The organism is Galbibacter orientalis DSM 19592 (assembly GCF_000260115.1).
Taxonomy (GTDB): Bacteria; Bacteroidota; Bacteroidia; order Flavobacteriales; family Flavobacteriaceae; genus Galbibacter; species Galbibacter orientalis.
In genome coordinates, this window is record NZ_JH651379.1 from 435901 (window position 1) to 452014 (window position 16114).

Annotated in this window: 11 protein-coding genes; 2 read left to right on the plus strand and 9 right to left on the minus strand. The window is 33.2% G+C overall.

Annotation, left to right across the window (positions count from 1 at the left end; translation table 11 throughout):
- Nucleotides 1-138: 138 nt before the first annotated feature.
- From JOOMADRAFT_RS02095 to JOOMADRAFT_RS02105, 3 genes are all read right to left on the minus strand, one after another.
- Nucleotides 139-1719 (minus strand): peptide MFS transporter, encoded by a 1581-nt coding sequence (locus JOOMADRAFT_RS02095; protein WP_008611015.1) that lies wholly within the window; start codon nucleotides 1717-1719, stop codon nucleotides 139-141.
- Between the two features lie 179 nt (nucleotides 1720-1898).
- Nucleotides 1899-3287 (minus strand): peptide MFS transporter, encoded by a 1389-nt coding sequence (locus JOOMADRAFT_RS02100; protein ID WP_008611016.1) that lies wholly within the window; start codon nucleotides 3285-3287, stop codon nucleotides 1899-1901.
- A 119-nt stretch (nucleotides 3288-3406) separates the two neighbouring features.
- Nucleotides 3407-5614, minus strand: a complete 2208-nt coding sequence (locus JOOMADRAFT_RS02105) for a S9 family peptidase (RefSeq protein ID WP_008611017.1) — start codon at nucleotides 5612-5614, stop codon at nucleotides 3407-3409.
- Nucleotides 5615-5836: 222 nt separating this feature from the next.
- Here JOOMADRAFT_RS02105 and JOOMADRAFT_RS02110 point away from each other — a divergent pair, with 222 nt between their 5' ends.
- On the plus strand, nucleotides 5837-7162 hold the full coding sequence (locus tag JOOMADRAFT_RS02110; RefSeq protein WP_008611018.1) for a hydroxymethylglutaryl-CoA reductase, degradative: 1326 nt from the start codon (nucleotides 5837-5839) through the stop codon (nucleotides 7160-7162).
- Nucleotides 7155-8087 carry a GYDIA family GHMP kinase gene (locus JOOMADRAFT_RS02115; RefSeq protein ID WP_008611020.1) on the plus strand — a complete coding sequence of 311 codons (933 nt, stop codon included), beginning with the start codon at nucleotides 7155-7157 and terminating at the stop codon, nucleotides 8085-8087. Before JOOMADRAFT_RS02110 ends, JOOMADRAFT_RS02115 begins: the two co-directional genes overlap by 8 nt.
- Before the next feature lie 49 nt (nucleotides 8088-8136).
- Here the strand turns inward: JOOMADRAFT_RS02115 and JOOMADRAFT_RS02120 are convergent, their stop codons facing one another.
- The 6 genes from JOOMADRAFT_RS02120 to JOOMADRAFT_RS02150 all read right to left on the minus strand — a co-directional run bounded on the left by JOOMADRAFT_RS02120 (nucleotide 8137) and on the right by JOOMADRAFT_RS02150 (nucleotide 16031).
- Nucleotides 8137-10242, minus strand: a complete 2106-nt coding sequence (locus JOOMADRAFT_RS02120; RefSeq protein ID WP_008611021.1) for a peptidylprolyl isomerase — start codon at nucleotides 10240-10242, stop codon at nucleotides 8137-8139.
- Nucleotides 10243-10458: 216 nt separating this feature from the next.
- On the minus strand, nucleotides 10459-11730 hold the full coding sequence (locus JOOMADRAFT_RS02125) for a hemolysin family protein (RefSeq protein WP_008611022.1): 1272 nt from the start codon (nucleotides 11728-11730) through the stop codon (nucleotides 10459-10461).
- A 329-nt stretch (nucleotides 11731-12059) separates the two neighbouring features.
- On the minus strand, nucleotides 12060-12608 hold the full coding sequence (gene lptC / locus JOOMADRAFT_RS02135) for an LPS export ABC transporter periplasmic protein LptC (RefSeq protein ID WP_008611024.1): 549 nt from the start codon (nucleotides 12606-12608) through the stop codon (nucleotides 12060-12062).
- 28 nt (nucleotides 12609-12636) lie between these two features.
- Complete coding sequence (locus JOOMADRAFT_RS02140) at nucleotides 12637-14004, minus strand: hypothetical protein (RefSeq protein ID WP_008611025.1); 1368 nt, start codon at nucleotides 14002-14004, stop codon at nucleotides 12637-12639.
- Nucleotides 14005-14034: 30 nt separating this feature from the next.
- The gene (locus JOOMADRAFT_RS02145; RefSeq protein WP_008611026.1) at nucleotides 14035-15303 is read right to left on the minus strand and encodes a hypothetical protein; all 1269 of its coding nucleotides are present in this window, start codon (nucleotides 15301-15303) and stop codon (nucleotides 14035-14037) included.
- Nucleotides 15303-16031 carry a type III pantothenate kinase gene (locus JOOMADRAFT_RS02150; RefSeq protein WP_008611028.1) on the minus strand — a complete coding sequence of 243 codons (729 nt, stop codon included), beginning with the start codon at nucleotides 16029-16031 and terminating at the stop codon, nucleotides 15303-15305. The genes JOOMADRAFT_RS02145 and JOOMADRAFT_RS02150 overlap by 1 nt, the downstream gene beginning before the upstream one ends.
- Between the last annotated feature and the right edge of the window lie 83 nt (nucleotides 16032-16114).

The window sequence follows — 16114 nt, forward strand, 5'->3', positions numbered from 1 at the left end:
ATTGGATTAATATTGTAATCAACTATCTCGGGGCAAGCCTACGAGGTATTCAAAGGAAACAATCTTAATCCATTTCGACGTAGAACACTTCGGTAAACTCAGTACAGGCTTTGGGGAATAAAACCCTCAATGAGGGATTTAATGAATTCCATGCATCCATTTACGCAACGTAGGAACTAAAAGTAGCAATATTAATGTAGCGCCTGCCACCACAAAAACACCCCAAGTAAGGTACGTGTCTGCATAAACACTCAATGTTTCTGTAGGGTGTGCACCTTCGGCAACACTTTCTGATGCTGTTAAAGAACCAATCCATCCTGCCATTTTATTCCCTATTGAGATTGATAAAAACCATGCTCCCATAACAAAACCTACAATTTTATTTGGAGATAGTTTTGTTACCATAGATAATCCTACAGGGGACAAAGAAAGCTCTCCCATTGTATGAAATAAATACATTAAAGCAATAAACACTACAGAAATTAAGCCCTCATTATTAGGAAAATATTTAGCTCCAAGTACAATAATGGCAAATCCAAAGGCAAGCAATCCTAATCCTAATACAAATTTCATAGGCGTACTTGGTTCTTTTTTAGCTTTATTTAAACGCAACCACATAAAAGAAAATAATGGTGCTAATAAGATTATAAATAACGGATTAAAACTCTGGAATATTGAAGATGGAAGTACCGTTCCTAAAAAAGATCTATCTACATTCTTTTCAATAAAAATTGTTAAAGAACCTCCCGCTTGCTCAAAAAGAGCCCAAAAAACGGCATGGAAAAAAAATAATACCACAACAACAAGTAAACGTTGCCCTTCTACTTTATCATCACTTTTTAGAGCGTGATAAATAATATACCCAACAATAAATACTGAAATAACCAAAAGCAATGTAGACATTACTTCATTTAAATTAAGCATTAAAGCACAAATAGGAATGGCTAGTAAGGAAAGAACAATAACCGAAACTGCTGGCTTAGTTCCAAATATTTTGACACTCCCATCTTTTACCTCTTGAGGCTCTAGTCCTTTCTCTCCAAAGCCTTTTGCAAAAGCCCAAAATACAAGTAATCCAATTAGCATCCCAATTCCTGCTAGTCCGAAACCGTAATGCCAATTTATATTTTGACCAACATATCCGCAGGTAAGAATTGCAAGAAAAGAACCGATATTTACTCCCATATAAAAAATAGAGAAAGCTCCATCTTTACGGGGATCATCTGTTTCATAGAATTCTCCCAAGAAGGAACTTACATTCGGTTTAAAAAATCCATTTCCAACTATAATAAGTCCTAAAGCACCAAAAAACATAGGCATATTTCCTTCAAGATCTCCAAATGCTTGGAAGCCTAGTGCAAAATGACCTAATACCATTAGGAAACCTCCCCAAATAATAGTTTTTCTAAATCCTAGATATTTATCGGCTACCATCCCTCCCAACACTGGAAAAAGGTACACCATAGCTGTATAGGAACCATAGATTGCATAAGATTTTACTTCGGCGGCACTTTGTGCCATATCTATAAAAAGTACTTTCGTCATGTACAACACCAATAAGGCACGCATTCCATAATAGGAAAAACGTTCCCACATTTCGGCAAAGAATAAAACAAATAAAGCTTTTGGATGCGTTTTTCTATTGGTATAAATTATAAAAGGAACCCATAGTAAAACAAAAATCCATCCTACTGTTAAAATCCATAATGTCAAATCCATAATTCAAATTTTAAGTTACTCACTAAATGAGGTTTTTTTATACGCTGAGCCGTCCAAAATTTACTGAAGGGCGCTTTAAAACTCCTCCTAATTGCTCTTGGACTTGCCTCTACGTAAGTTAACTATTTTCTTAGCGGCTATTAAAATTAATTTAAAACTATAGTTGGTTAACTTCTAGATTAATTGGTAGATGTTTCAAGCTCTTTTGCCATCTCATCTCTTACATCTCCTTCATTATCTTCTGCTCCGTGCGTTAGACGTTTTAATGGTTTCAACAATAAAATTACAAGCACCCCTATTAAAGACCATATTACAGCTATTCCTGTAAAAATTTCAAATTCTCCAAGGTTTTGCGCACTTTGACCAATTAGTCCTGCAAATTTATTCCCTAATCCTGTTGCTGCCCAATAAAGTCCCATAATTATAGAAGCGTATTTTAATGGCGCTAATTTGGTAATAAAAGATAATGAAACTGGTGAAGCACAAAGCTCCCCAATAGTATGAAATAAATAAGCTAGAATTAACCAATACATTGCTGAAGAACCTTCTGTTTCATATTGAACAGAAGCTGCACTCATAAAACTAAACCCTAAGGCCATCACTATAATTCCAATTGCAATTTTGAATAGGGAAGAAGCTTCTTTCCCTTTTTTCTTCCATTTAAGCCAAAAAGCTCCTACAATGGTTGCAAGTGTAATAATAAAAAATGAATTCACGGATTGAAATACCGAAGCTGGTACAATCCACCCTAATAAATTTCTATCGGTTTTTTGTTCTGCATACAAATTCATTAATCCACCAGCCTGCTCAAAAGCAGCCCAGAATAAAACAATTAATAAGAATGAAATCAATAATACCTTAACTCTATCTTTTTCAATTTTAGTTAATGGTTTATTTAACAATTCTCTATCCTGTTCATTTTTAGATGAAATAGGATTTCCTACATGCTTTAAATATTTCTGTCCCCAAATATATACTAATTGCCCTACAAACATTCCTATTGCAGCCAAACCAAAACCATAATGCCAATTGATTTTTTCTCCTACATATCCACAAAGAATAGGCGCAGCAAAACCTCCAATATTAATCCCCATATAAAAGATATAGAATCCTAAATCTCTACGTTCGTCTTTTTGCTTATAAAGCCCTCCAACCATGGAAGAAATATTGGGTTTTAGACACCCTACTCCAAGGATAATAAATAAGCAACCTATATAAAATGAAGTTTCAGAATTCAAAGCCAAAACAGTGTGTCCTATACATAATAGAATTCCACCAACCATTACAGTTTTCTTCTGACCTAAAAGTCTATCGGCAATCCATCCTCCAGGAATAGAAGACATATAAACCAACATGGTATACCATCCATATAGCGCTAAAGCTTCGTCGTTTGTCCAGCCAAACCCAGGATTATCTGAAGTAGTTTCTGCTACTAAAAATAAAGTAAATAGCGCACGCATTCCATAATAAGAAAAACGCTCCCATAATTCAGTGAAAAATAAAATATACAATCCTTTCGGATGACCAAATAATTCACTTTTATTAGGTTCTTGAGTTATTGTAGACATTAATTGTTAGGGTTTAATTAGTACTATTCTCTATAACGAGACTTAAATTTAAATATTCCGATAGTAGCATTTACATCCTTATATTAAGCATATTCACGCTACTATCGGCTTAAAATTATTTAATTGTTGATTGTTTTAGGCTCTGAAATATTATCAGGTTTTTCTCCTAAATGCTCATCAATAAAATTAGTCATTTTGGTATACAATTGTAAACGTGTGTTTCCTCCATAAATACCATGATTTTTATCTGGATAAATAGCCCAATCGAATTGCTTGTTTGCTTGAATAAGGGCTTCTGCCATTCTCATTGTATTTTGAACATGCACGTTATCGTCTCCTGTTCCATGGATTAACAAATAATCTCCTTTTAACAATTCAGGATAACTTAATGGCGAATTTTCATCATATCCACTTGCATTCTCCTGAGGTGTTTGCATATATCTTTCTGTATAAATAGAATCGTAAAAACGCCAGCTGGTAACTGGAGCAACCGCAATAGCCATACTAAACACATCATTTCCTTTAAGAATGCTATTGGTACTCATAAAGCCTCCATAGCTCCATCCCCAAATTCCAATTCTACTTTTGTCAATATACGGAAGATTTCCGAGTTTTTTTGCTGCTGAAATCTGGTCCTCTACTTCGTATTTTCCAAGCTCTTTATAGGTTACTTTTTTAAATTCTGCGCCTTTAAATCCTGTACCTCTTCCGTCTACACACGCAATAATATATCCTTTTTCTGCAAGCATTTGATACCAATAATCGTTGGAACCCATCCATCTATTGGATACTTGCTGAGAGCCAGGCCCAGAATATTGAAACATAAATAATGGATATTCTTTATTAGGATCAAAATTCTTTGGCTTAATCATCCACATGTTTAATTCGTTCCCATTGATGTTGATAGTTGAAAATTCTTTAGGAGAAATCTCATAAGACGACATTTTTTTAAGCAATGCATCGTTATTTACAATCCCTTTTAATTCTTTTCCTGTTTTACTATCATTTAGAGTATAACGTGTAGGTAAAGAAGCACTCGAAAATGAATTGATATAGTAGCTAAAATCTGCACTAAAAGTAGCATTATTAGTACCTTCTTCACTAGAAAGTCTTTCTTTATCTTTTCCATTCAATTTAATAGCATATACATCTCTATTGATAGATCCATTTTCTACCGATTGGTAAAATATGTGATTTGACTTCTCGTCATACCCATAATAATTGGTTACTTCCCAAGGACCTTTGGTTACTTGGTTTTGAAGTTTTCCATTTTTATTATAATGATAAATATGGTTGTAACCATCTTTTTCACTTGTCCAAATAAAGCTATTGTCATCTAAAAAAGTAAGATTATCGGTTACGTCTATATATGCCTTGTCGGTTTCATGAAGCACTACTTCAGCCCCTTTATTTACATTGTAGAAATAAAGCTTCATATCGTTCTGATGGCGATTAAGCACTTGTGCACTTAATACATCTTCGTCATTAGTCCACTCAATTCTTGGAATATAATAAGCATTGTTTAGGTTAACTTCTTTAGTTTCTTCAGAAGCTACATTGTACGTATGTAAACTTACCTTTGAGTTATTTTCTCCAGCTTTTGGGTACTTAAAAACCTGTTGTGTTGGATATAATTTATCTCCATAAACATCCATAGAAAATTCTGGAACTTCACTTTCATCAAAACGGATATACGCTAGGTAAGTCCCTGTTTTATTCCAATCGAAAGCTCTTACAAAAGCAAATTCTTCTTCATAAACCCAATCGGTAACTCCATTGATGATTTTATTTTTCTTCCCATCGGTTGTTACTTGTACTGTATTTCCTTTTTCTAAATCTTTTATGTAGATGTTATTTTCAAATACAAAAGCAACTTTAGAACCGTCTGGAGAAAAAGTAGGTTCTTGAATTTTATTTTCTGAAATTAATTCTAAATCCTTTGAAGCAATAGTATACACATAATACTTTCCTAATTTAGATCTTCTGAAAACTGATTCTACATCGGTTGCCAAAATTAACTTTGACTCATCCTTACTAAATGTATACGACGAAAAGTAGTTGATATTTGGTAAGTCCGAAGAAGTAACTATGGTTTCAACTTTTTCTAAAGTTTTATAATTGTATTTATCGATGGCGGCACTTTTTGAGCTCCTATCGAAGTTCAAAACTGTGTATTGTGTACCATTTTTCATGGAATGTAGTACATCCATTCCTTCAGTGCGAAAGGCACCTCCCCATATTTCTTCTAAAGTAATTTTCTGATTTTGAGCAGTTGTGAGGGAAACTAGACCTACAAAAAGTAGGAGCAACGTATAATGTCTCTTCATTAATTGTTATGTATTGATTAAAAAACCGTCAAGTTTACTAAAAATTTCACAGATACCGTAACTTTTAGCGTTAAACCTTCCCTTTATCGCTATCCTTTCTTACGGAAATGCCCTCTTTGTTATATCAAACAATCAGAATTCTAAATTATTATTGATAAAGCTCACAAATAAGACCGCTCTAAAGAGATTCATTATCTTTGCTTTTTATAATTAAACTTACAAATGGCAGAACCTGTAAACGGATTTTCAAAGCTTACTAAAAATCAAAAGATTGAATGGTTAGCAAAAAATCATTTTATAAATAAAGAAGAAGGCATAAAAACCTTGGAACAATACTGGAATAAAGATGCTAAACTACAAGCATTACATGATGAATTTATTGAAAATACTATTTCAAATTTTTACCTTCCTTTAGGAATTGCTCCTAATTTTTTAATCAATCAAAAATACCATACAATCCCAATGGCTATTGAGGAAAGCTCGGTAGTAGCAGCCGCTGGAAAAGCTGCTAAATATTGGCAACAACGTGGTGGTTTTAAAACTAAAATTCTAGGGACAGAAAAAATAGGTCAGGTTCATTTTATGTACCACGGAGACGCTTCTAAATTAAAAAGTTTTTTTACTGAAGTTGAACCTAAACTATATAAAGCCACTGAAACTATTACCGAGAATATGCGCAAGCGTGGTGGCGGTATTTCTACGATAGAATTAAGAAACAAAACAAGTCAATTAGACAATTACTACCAACTCCACTGTACTTTTGAAACATTGGATGCCATGGGAGCAAACTTTATTAACTCCTGTTTAGAAGCAATTGCTAAAACTTTTAGCGCAGAAGCTCATCAAAACTCTTTGTTTTCTCCTGAAGAAAAAAACATAGAAATTGTAATGAGTATTCTTTCAAATTATGTTCCAAATTGTGTTGTAAAAGCTGAAGTATCCTGTAAAATTGAAGAACTAAACGAAGACAAAAACCTGAATCCGCAAGAGTTTGCCGATAAATTTGTACGCGCAGTAGCCATTGCAAATGCAGAACCTCACCGAGCAGTAACTCATAATAAAGGAATTATGAATGGTGTAGACGCAGTGGTTTTGGCTACTGGAAACGATTTTCGAGCTATTGAAGCTGGTGCACATGCGTATGCTTCAAAATCTGGAAGCTATAAAAGTCTAACTCATGCCGAAATTAAAGATGGAATTTTTAAATTTTGGATTGAAATTCCATTAGCACTAGGGACTGTTGGCGGACTCACAAGCTTACATCCTTTGGTTAAATTATCATTAGAAATTCTAGACAAACCGTCTGCCAGAGCGTTAATGCAAATTATTGCTGTAGCAGGATTGGCCCAAAACTTTGCTGCCGTGCGTTCTTTAATTACAGACGGAATTCAAAAAGGACACATGAAAATGCACCTAATGAATATTTTAAATCAGCTTGGAGCAACTGCAGAAGAAAAAGCATACTTTGTTGATTTTTATAAAAATAAAACCATTACGCACAGCAATGTAATTAAAGAGTTTAACGACTTAAAAGCTAAAAATGTCTAGTTACCATAGCAACGGAAAATTATTAATAACTGGAGAATATACTGTTTTAGATGGCGCTTTGAGCTTGGCGCTCCCTGCAAAATTTGGGCAATCACTATCTATTACAGAAAATTCTTCTGATAAAATATCTTGGAAAGCGCTCAACAATGAAGGCAATATTTGGTTTACGGCAAATTACAATTTAAACGATATTGAAATTGACGCTGAACCCTCCATAATTGAAACCGACAATGAAGGAGCTGCAAAAACATTGCTTACTATTTTAAAAGAAGCCAAAAAATTAAATCCTCATTTTTTAATAAACTCAAATGGAATTGAAGCAACTACAATTTTAGAATTCCCAGAAAACTGGGGCTTAGGTTCTTCCTCAACACTTATAAATAATGTGGCATCTTGGGCTAAAATAAATGCCTTTGATTTACTATGGAATAGTTTTTCTGGTAGCGGTTATGATATTGCTTGTGCGCAGAATAATTCGGCAATTACTTATCAACTAAAAAATAAAGAACCTTTTATTGATAAGGTAAATTTCAATCCTATTTTTAAAGATCAACTTTTCTTTATTCATCTAAATAAAAAACAAAATAGTAGAGAAGGAATTAAACGCTACCAAAAAATAGCTCCTTCAGCAGAAAAAAAAGAAGCCATTAAAAAAATCAATTCTCTTACTTCTAAAGTTCTAAATACAACTACTTTAAATGCTTTTGAAACTATTATAGAGGAGCACGAAGATATTATCGCTTCGCTTATACAATTAAAACCCGTAAAAGAACACTTTTTTAAGGACTTTAAAGGAAGTATTAAAAGTCTCGGAGCATGGGGTGGAGATTTTATATTAGCAACAGGAGAACAAACTTATGTTACTTCTTACTTTTCCACCAAAGACTACAATACTATTCTTACATATCAAGAAATGATTGCATAAAAAAAGCTTCCTTTTCAGGAAGCTTTTTTTATACTATTTTATAATTAGCTTAATAAATATCAGCTCTTTCATCTTCAATTTCTGCAGCATCCTTAAGTGCGTTATACGCTGCAATAGTAGCTCTATTTCTATTAAGAGTTTTTTGTGTATTAGAGTAAGTAGCATAGTTCTCTAAAGAAGGTGCTATCTCTTTCTTTGTTACAGACACCATAAACACTCCATTTTCACCTTCAATTAAATTTGAAGTATCTCCTTCTGAAAGTGCCATTGCAACTCCTACAACTTTAGGCTCTCTTCCAGCACCAGAAATTGTTGGTGTTTTCATGCTAAGTCCAGCAGCAGCAGTAACATTAACATTATTAGTTTTTGCTAATTCGTCAATCGACTTACCAGCATTATCCTTCATAATAATAGCAGCTTTCTTTTGCTTTCTTAAAATAGGCAATACAGTTGCAGAAGCATCTTTAGCAGTTGCTAAACCTTCTTTTCTTTTTCCTGTTAATTGAGCTATTGCATATCCGTTAGGCGTATTAAAACGCTTAACATCTCCTACTTCAGTCTCTTCATTAAAAGCCCACTGAACCATCCCACGTTGGTTTCCTATTCCTGGGATATTTTCGTCTAAAGCTTTTATTTTATTAACTGGACGTACATTGTAATTTGAAGCCTTTGCCACTTCTTGGAAGTCTCCATCAACGGCTGCCATTTCAAATTTTGTAGTCTCTGTATAAAGGTTACTTATTGTTTTTTCTGACGGCTCAATCTCTCTAGCAACGGTTGCCAATTGTACAACATTATACTTATCATCAATTTTAATAACATGGAAACCAAAGTCAGTTTCTACTAGACCTATTGAACCAATTTTGTTATCAAAAATATAATCATTGAACTGAGGTACCATTTGCCCTTCAGGAATATTATCATAAGTTCCACCACTATTTGCAGATCCAGGATCTTCAGAATTTTCTTTTGCTAAAGTTGCAAAATCATCTGGTTTAGCTTTTGCTTTAGCCAACAATTCTTCTGCTTTTGCTTTAGCTTCTTCTTTTGTTCTAGATTCTTTTGGCTGTGCCTGAGAACCATCATAAGAAATAAGAATGTGACTTGCTTTTACAGATCCTCCTTCTTTATTAGCAACTTTTCTAGTTATTTTAAAATAGTTACCATCTTTATAAGGACCATAAACGCTTCCAACAGGAAGGTTATAAAGCGTATCTGCTAATGCAGCTGGCAAATCTTTTTTAGTTACGTATGTAGAATCGTATTTAATGTCAGAATTTCTAGTTACAAAATCTTGAACATTTGTAGTTGTTTTAAAACCAGCTACAGTCTCGTCACTTTTAGTAGCTTCGTTATAAACAACGCTGTTTTCTAAAAGTTTAGAAAGTTCTGTTTTTACTTCGTTGATATCATCTTCAGAAGCACTCTCTTCAAAATAAACATAACGAATATCTCTAGAAGCATCTTGTTTAAATTCGTTTTTATGCTCTTTAACGTAAGATTCTATCTCACTATTTGAAACATTAACCGTACTATCTGCAATAGCTGTATAAGGTATTTTTACATACTTAACATCTACTTTATCTGACTCTAAATGATATGCTAATTCTCCTTCTTTCAAAGTAGCGCCAACACCTGCTTTAATTAAATTAAAATACGATTGCTCTTTTGAAGCATTAATCAATGCATCTTCTTGCATTTGCCACTGCTGATATCCAGCTGGGTTATTTGCCTTTAAATCTGCAATAAACTCAATAAATTTACCTTCATCAAAAACACCGGCTTCATTTTGAAAAGTAGGATCTTGAGCAAAAGCAGGATTTGCTTTAACAACTTCTAAAATCTGATCTTTTTCAATATTAATTCCTAAGTCTTCATATTGTTGCTCTAGAACAATCCCTCTAACCTCTTGATTCCATACTTGGTTTACAACTTGAACAGTGGTAGCATTTGCACCATATCTTCTGGAAGCATTTTCTACTTTATACGCAAACTCTTGTCGCGATATACTTTCTCCATTTACCTCTCCAACAGTTGTTTTTCCAGTCCCAGAATCTTTACCAAAAACACCGGAAATAACAAATGCAAATAAAGCCAAACCTATCACTAATATTAAGAATAGTGAGCGACTTCTAATTTTTTCTAGAATTGCCATTTATCAATACAATTTATTAAATTAATGTGGGCGAAAATACCACTTTTTTGGAATAATAAAAACCTGAAGATGTAATTATTGAGGTTTTTATTAAATATCTTTAAAATTAAACATCCATCCTTTAAAAGTTGAACGATATTTTATGATATTTCAAAGAAATACTACGTTTTACACAATTAAAACATAACATTATACTTAATGTCTTTATAGAAACTATTATTCGGCTTTCAAAATTTTAAGAGAAACCAAATCAATTTTAGTATTGCTAACTTCTAAAATAGTAAATTGATAATCTTCCACAACCACCACTTCATTCTTAGAAGGAATCTCCCCTATATTACTAACTATAAGTCCTCCAAGCGTTTCATAATTTTCTCCCTCTGGTAGATTCAATTTATATTCTTCATTAATATAATCCACTTCCAATCTAGCAGAAAACTTAAACTCATTGCTACTTACCTGCTCTTCTGTAAGAGCAACACTATCATGCTCATCTTCTATTTCTCCAAATAACTCTTCTACAATATCTTCTACTGTCATTATCCCAGAAGTACCTCCATATTCATCTAAAACAACAGCTATACTTTTACGCTTTTTTGTAAGCAGTTCTAAAACGTCGCTAATTAACATAGTCTCTGGAACGTACTCCACAGGCATCATCACTGCTTTTATGTTTCCTGGCTTTTTAAACAAATCAAAAGAATGCACATAACCAATTATGTCGTCTATAGTATCTTTGTACACTAAAATTTTAGAATAACCAGTTTCTGTAAAAATTTTACTTATTCCCTTCGGAAGTTCCTCTACTTCAACTGCTGTAATTTCGGTTCGAGGAATCATTACTTCACGAGCTTTAACTTCGGCAAATTCTAGTGCATTTTGAAAGAGTTGAATTTCAGAATCTAAATCGTCTTCTTCATTGGCAGCCTCCATTTGTTCGGAAATATAATCTCCCAATTCAACTTTACTAAAAGCTAGTTGCACTTCATCTCCATCAGTTTTAAAAAATACTTTTAACACTAAATCAGAAATCCAGATTATAAATGAAGATATAAAAGAAAAAAGCATGTAAAAAACATACGCCGGAATAGCGAATATCTTTAGCAAGCTATTTGCATAGATTTGAAAAAAAACTTTCGGTAAAAATTCAGCAGTTATTAATATTACCAGAGTTGAAATAATAGTTTGCACCAAAATAACATCAAAAGGAGGACTCTCAATTCCAGCAAAAGCAGGATATAGATGATCTATTATAAGGTCTCCCATAAAAATACCATACACAACCAAGGCTATGTTATTCCCAACCAACATTGTTGCAATAAATTTGGAGGGTTTTTTGGTAAGTTTAGTAAGCACTTTAGCAAGAATCCCTTCTTGCTTTTTCTCTATTTCTATATGAATTTTATTAGAAGACACATAAGCAATCTCCATTCCAGAAAAGAATGCAGAGAGTAAAAGTGATACAATTATAATGACGATGTCTTGCATCTATTTTTTATTTTGCCTGTCGCTAAACCTTTTTCGGTAATACCTTCTAAAGAAAAACATTCCTATAGATATTATTGCGAAAAACAGCATAATATAAGCTCGTGTTCTATCTGTAGACCAAACGCGAACTAATTCTACTATTGCAACAATAGCAACTACAAGATAAGCAATCTCAAAAATTTTAAAATACTTCATATATAGGTAAGAAAATAAATTCTATTAATCAAATGTAAAGAAAAGTTACAAATAAGCGAATTTTTTATTCACTTAGATAAATTTATGAACAATTAGAAAATGTTTAAAAGGATATTTTTTACTGAAGAAAAGTATTATTCAGTTTCCGTTTGAGCATCGTCTTTTACTACTGCACTTCCTGAATTTTCATGAGAACTTACCACTGTAAACTCTTTATTAAAATCTATTCCAACCCCTTTCATATTAAGATCTGGACTCGTAAAGACATAATCTCCTTCTGTAAATATCCATTGATTATTTTGATCCCAATATAGTTGCGGAGCGTTTAGACGTTTCCCGTCATAGGTTTCAAGAATTACATTTCCCTGCATGTCAATTAATTTAGTATTTAAATAAATAATACCATAGTTAGCAGAAACTGTACTTTTTTGATTATCCTCATCATAGAAATCCACATGCACTCCTTTTGGAAATTCTCGATAAGGAAAAGGCTGGTTGCTATAATCCTCATAAACAGGACCACTTACAACCGCGGTTAATTTTGTAGAATCGGTGTACTTTAAAACAAAATTTTCAGCAACACCAACGGGAGTTTTGTTAAGTGCATTCATTTTTTGCACTTCTTTCAAATTACTCTCACATGAAAAAAACATTGTCACAGCAATAACTGTGACAATGTTCATTAATATATATTTTAATCTAAACTTCATTTTATAAGCTAGGAACTTTTACGCTTCCTCCAACCCAACAGTTAAATTGAATTGTTTTTCCAGCCATACCAGAGCTAAAAATATCTTGTTTACTTGGCGCTCTACCTGCATAACTTGAAGCAGCTTGAGCAGACTTACTTTTTAATGATGGATCTACTTGACCAGCTTTTCTTGCCATGTCTGCAGCTTTCCAATAAATTGCTCTTTTCTCAAATGTTGTACTTCCACAATCGTTAGCACTGTTTGCGTATAAACTAGCAATAATTAAGTAAGGAGTTCCGTTTGCAGGATTTAAATCCAACGCTTGTTGCGCATAGGTTCTAGAAGTAGACTTCTGACCTCTTTTTGCAGCTTTGCTAGACATATTAGTTAACTTCTTAGCTTTTTTGATTGGATCCTTCTCTAAACTAATAGACTGTTTGAAAAAATCTGATGCTTTAGAACTGTTTCCTTGCTCTTCATATAAAGATCCTAAGAAATATTTAGATTGAGCAGATGGCTCTAATTTATCTAATGCTTCCACTAACTTTACAAACATTGGATCTCCAGTACAACCCTTATCATCCATTCTTCCTGCAGCACTCTTTAACCATGCAGCATCGGTTTTATGAGCCTCAAAGTTTTTCTGATAAAGAGGAATTAAGTTATCACAATCTGCTAATTTACCTAATTTAGCATCTACACTACCGCTAATTTTCTCATAGTTTTCACCATTCTGTCTTGCAGCAGCCAAAATTTTAGTCTCTTTACTTGTAAGAGTCCCTGCATCTTCTTTAGGAACATACTTAACGATAGTCTCTCCAAGCTCTTGATTTTCTTCAGCAATTTTTCCTGTTACATCGTCATAAGTATCAAAAACCTCTTGAAGGTCTTTTTTACCCGCAGCATTCAAGTCTACTAAAGTTGAGAAATACAAGTATAATGCTTTTGGATTTTTAAATCCATCTCTATCTTCTTTGTATGCTTTGTCTAATAAATTAAAGATTTCCTCATCAGAACCTAATTTCTGATCGTTCATCAATAAAGCTGCATCAATATTAGCATTGGTAACCGTGAATTTTTTAGGAAAATACTCAGGTCCTTTTTTATATACATCGGCAAGCATTTTAATATAAGTATCTTTATTTGCTGGATCCGATTTAATTTTATTTTTTAAAATTAGCTCTCCGTAAACAAAAGTAGCATAGTGTAATTTAGGACAATTCTCATAAACCATTTTCCAAGGTTCATATGCTGCTTCATAGTTTTTCACTTTCGCATGTTGGGCGAATATGGACAAATTCTGCGGACATTCTGGGTTTTGTGCTTGCCCAAATGTTACAAAAGCAATCCCCAAAACACCAACCAATATTGAAATCTTCTTTTTCATTTATTTAATTTTATGGTTAACGTATAATTCTTATCTAATTAAATTTTTTCTAAACCATTTGTCGTTAAGTGACAAACTTATAAAAACATTGAAATAATTCTCTTCTACTCTTCCTAAATAAGTGCTTCCTCTCTTTCCGAATTCAACACCTATGTTAGCGTTAGAGAAACCATTCATTGGTAAACCTAAACCAAAAGACATGCCAAAGTCGTGTACAGGCACATTATTTACAAGCAAGCCCGTTTTTTCATTTTTCACCCCCACCCTATAAGTTACTCTTTTCCAGTAATTTGTAAAAGAATCATAGTCTGGCGTCCAAAATGCTCCTGCTGAAAATCTTTCTCCATCTTCATACCCTCCATTAACTGGATTTACAAAATCGTTCTTAAACTCACTACTATTGGTTATTTCATACTCACCTCCAACAAACCATGTGTATTTTTTTCCTACTCCCAAACCAACAGCATAAGATTCTGCCATATGCAAATACGTTGAATTAAGCCCGACTGCTGCTAAATCTACATTTTCAGTAACTCTAGGAACCTCAATTCCTGTTGAGTTTGCAACCAAAGTAGAGATTGATCTAGAATTACTAGAAGTAATCTTGGTTGCTGGCGTATATAACACAGACGACTGTAAATGTAACTTATTTGTTAATTCAGCGTCGTAATTTAATGAAAAATTAAAATCAAATCCACTATATTCTGATTCATTTTGAACTCTTGTACCATATTGAATGCCTTCTACATACCTAATCGACTCATTCTTAACTGTTCCGAAATTAAAATTTGCTTTAGCTCCAAGACTAAAATTATTCAAGAAATTTATTCCGTAGGCAAAAAAAGCTTTATTAATCCCTCCACTTCCTGAATATTTATCTAATTGTGCTGGCGAAATATCCTCATTAAGCGACTGCACACGGTAACCTACAGAAGTATATGGCACTAAACCAAAACTCATTCCCATATTATTTCCCAAAGGAACTCCAACAGCAAGGTAATCAAAAGTTACATCTGAAGCATCTTGACTTTCCTCCTCCGTTTTTAATTTTAAAGAATGATAGCCACCACCAACAGTAAACGTTGTTAACTTAAGCTTTCCTAAAGAGGCAGGGTTATTAAGGTTTAAGTGAATACTATCTGTATAAACACTAATACCACCCATCGATCTATTTTCAACCAATCCTTTAAAACGTTGGTCTCCTGTACCGTAAAAAGAATAAGGCGACACACTTCCTTCCTGCGCAAAACTATAACTACATATAAACAATATAGCTACAATAAAAATCTGTTTAATCATTAGTGTTTGTTGAGTTCTAAAATATAATTAACTCCCTCCATGAGGAAATTCGGATGGGCAAATATGCTACTTTTTAATCTTTTAGACAAAAAATGACTATCCCCACCTGTTAAAATAACTGTTAAATCTTTAAATTTTCTTTGATATTGTAGGATTGTAGCTTCAATTTCGTTGACAGTTCCATTTATAACTCCAGAAATCATACAAGTCTCTGTTGAGTTACCAATAAAATTTTCTAGCCCGAAAGAATCTATTAACGGAAGCTTTGCTGTAAATGCATGCATTGCTTTGTAACGCATTCTAATTCCTGGAGAAATTGCCCCTCCTTTATAAACTCCCTTTTCATCTAAAAAATCATACGTAATACAAGTACCCGCATCTATTACTAAACAATTCTTTTGTGGATATGCATAAAAAGCTGCGGCTACCAATGCAATTCTGTCTACGCCTAAAGTATTTGGTGTAGCATATTCATTTTTAAATGGTAGCTTAGAATTTTTATTTAATATTAAAACAGGAGCAAACACAGAGAGTCCTTCTATATATGCATCCGACAATTTCCCTACTGAAGAAACCATTATTTTAGCTATTGAAGGATGGTTTTCAAAAATATTTGAAATTTTTTTCAAAAAATCCGACTCTGTTGTTTGAGCAACCTCTACAACCTTATCTGCTTTGAATACAGCCACTTTGATAAAGGAATTCCCAACGTCTATGATTAAATTCATTCTAAAATATTAAGATTGTAAATTTACAAAACCATTTTTCTCAAAAAATATTTTGCAGATATTAAATTTGCATCTATATTTGC

What these genes read in the sequence shown, in the direction of transcription:
- JOOMADRAFT_RS02145 (WP_008611026.1), bottom strand. Translation starts at nt 15,303, where the DNA reads ATGATTAAACAGATTTTTATTGTAGCTATATTGTTTATATGTAGTTAT.
- JOOMADRAFT_RS02115 (WP_008611020.1), top strand. Translation starts at nt 7,155, where the DNA reads ATGTCTAGTTACCATAGCAACGGAAAATTATTAATAACTGGAGAATAT.
- JOOMADRAFT_RS02140 (WP_008611025.1), bottom strand. Translation starts at nt 14,004, where the DNA reads ATGAAAAAGAAGATTTCAATATTGGTTGGTGTTTTGGGGATTGCTTTT.
- JOOMADRAFT_RS02105 (WP_008611017.1), bottom strand. Translation starts at nt 5,614, where the DNA reads ATGAAGAGACATTATACGTTGCTCCTACTTTTTGTAGGTCTAGTTTCC.
- JOOMADRAFT_RS02110 (WP_008611018.1), top strand. Translation starts at nt 5,837, where the DNA reads ATGGCAGAACCTGTAAACGGATTTTCAAAGCTTACTAAAAATCAAAAG.
- JOOMADRAFT_RS02120 (WP_008611021.1), bottom strand. Translation starts at nt 10,242, where the DNA reads ATGGCAATTCTAGAAAAAATTAGAAGTCGCTCACTATTCTTAATATTA.
- JOOMADRAFT_RS02125 (WP_008611022.1), bottom strand. Translation starts at nt 11,730, where the DNA reads ATGCAAGACATCGTCATTATAATTGTATCACTTTTACTCTCTGCATTC.
- JOOMADRAFT_RS02150 (WP_008611028.1), bottom strand. Translation starts at nt 16,031, where the DNA reads ATGAATTTAATCATAGACGTTGGGAATTCCTTTATCAAAGTGGCTGTA.
- JOOMADRAFT_RS02100 (WP_008611016.1), bottom strand. Translation starts at nt 3,287, where the DNA reads ATGTCTACAATAACTCAAGAACCTAATAAAAGTGAATTATTTGGTCAT.
- JOOMADRAFT_RS02095 (WP_008611015.1), bottom strand. Translation starts at nt 1,719, where the DNA reads ATGGATTTGACATTATGGATTTTAACAGTAGGATGGATTTTTGTTTTA.
- lptC (WP_008611024.1), bottom strand. Translation starts at nt 12,608, where the DNA reads ATGAACATTGTCACAGTTATTGCTGTGACAATGTTTTTTTCATGTGAG.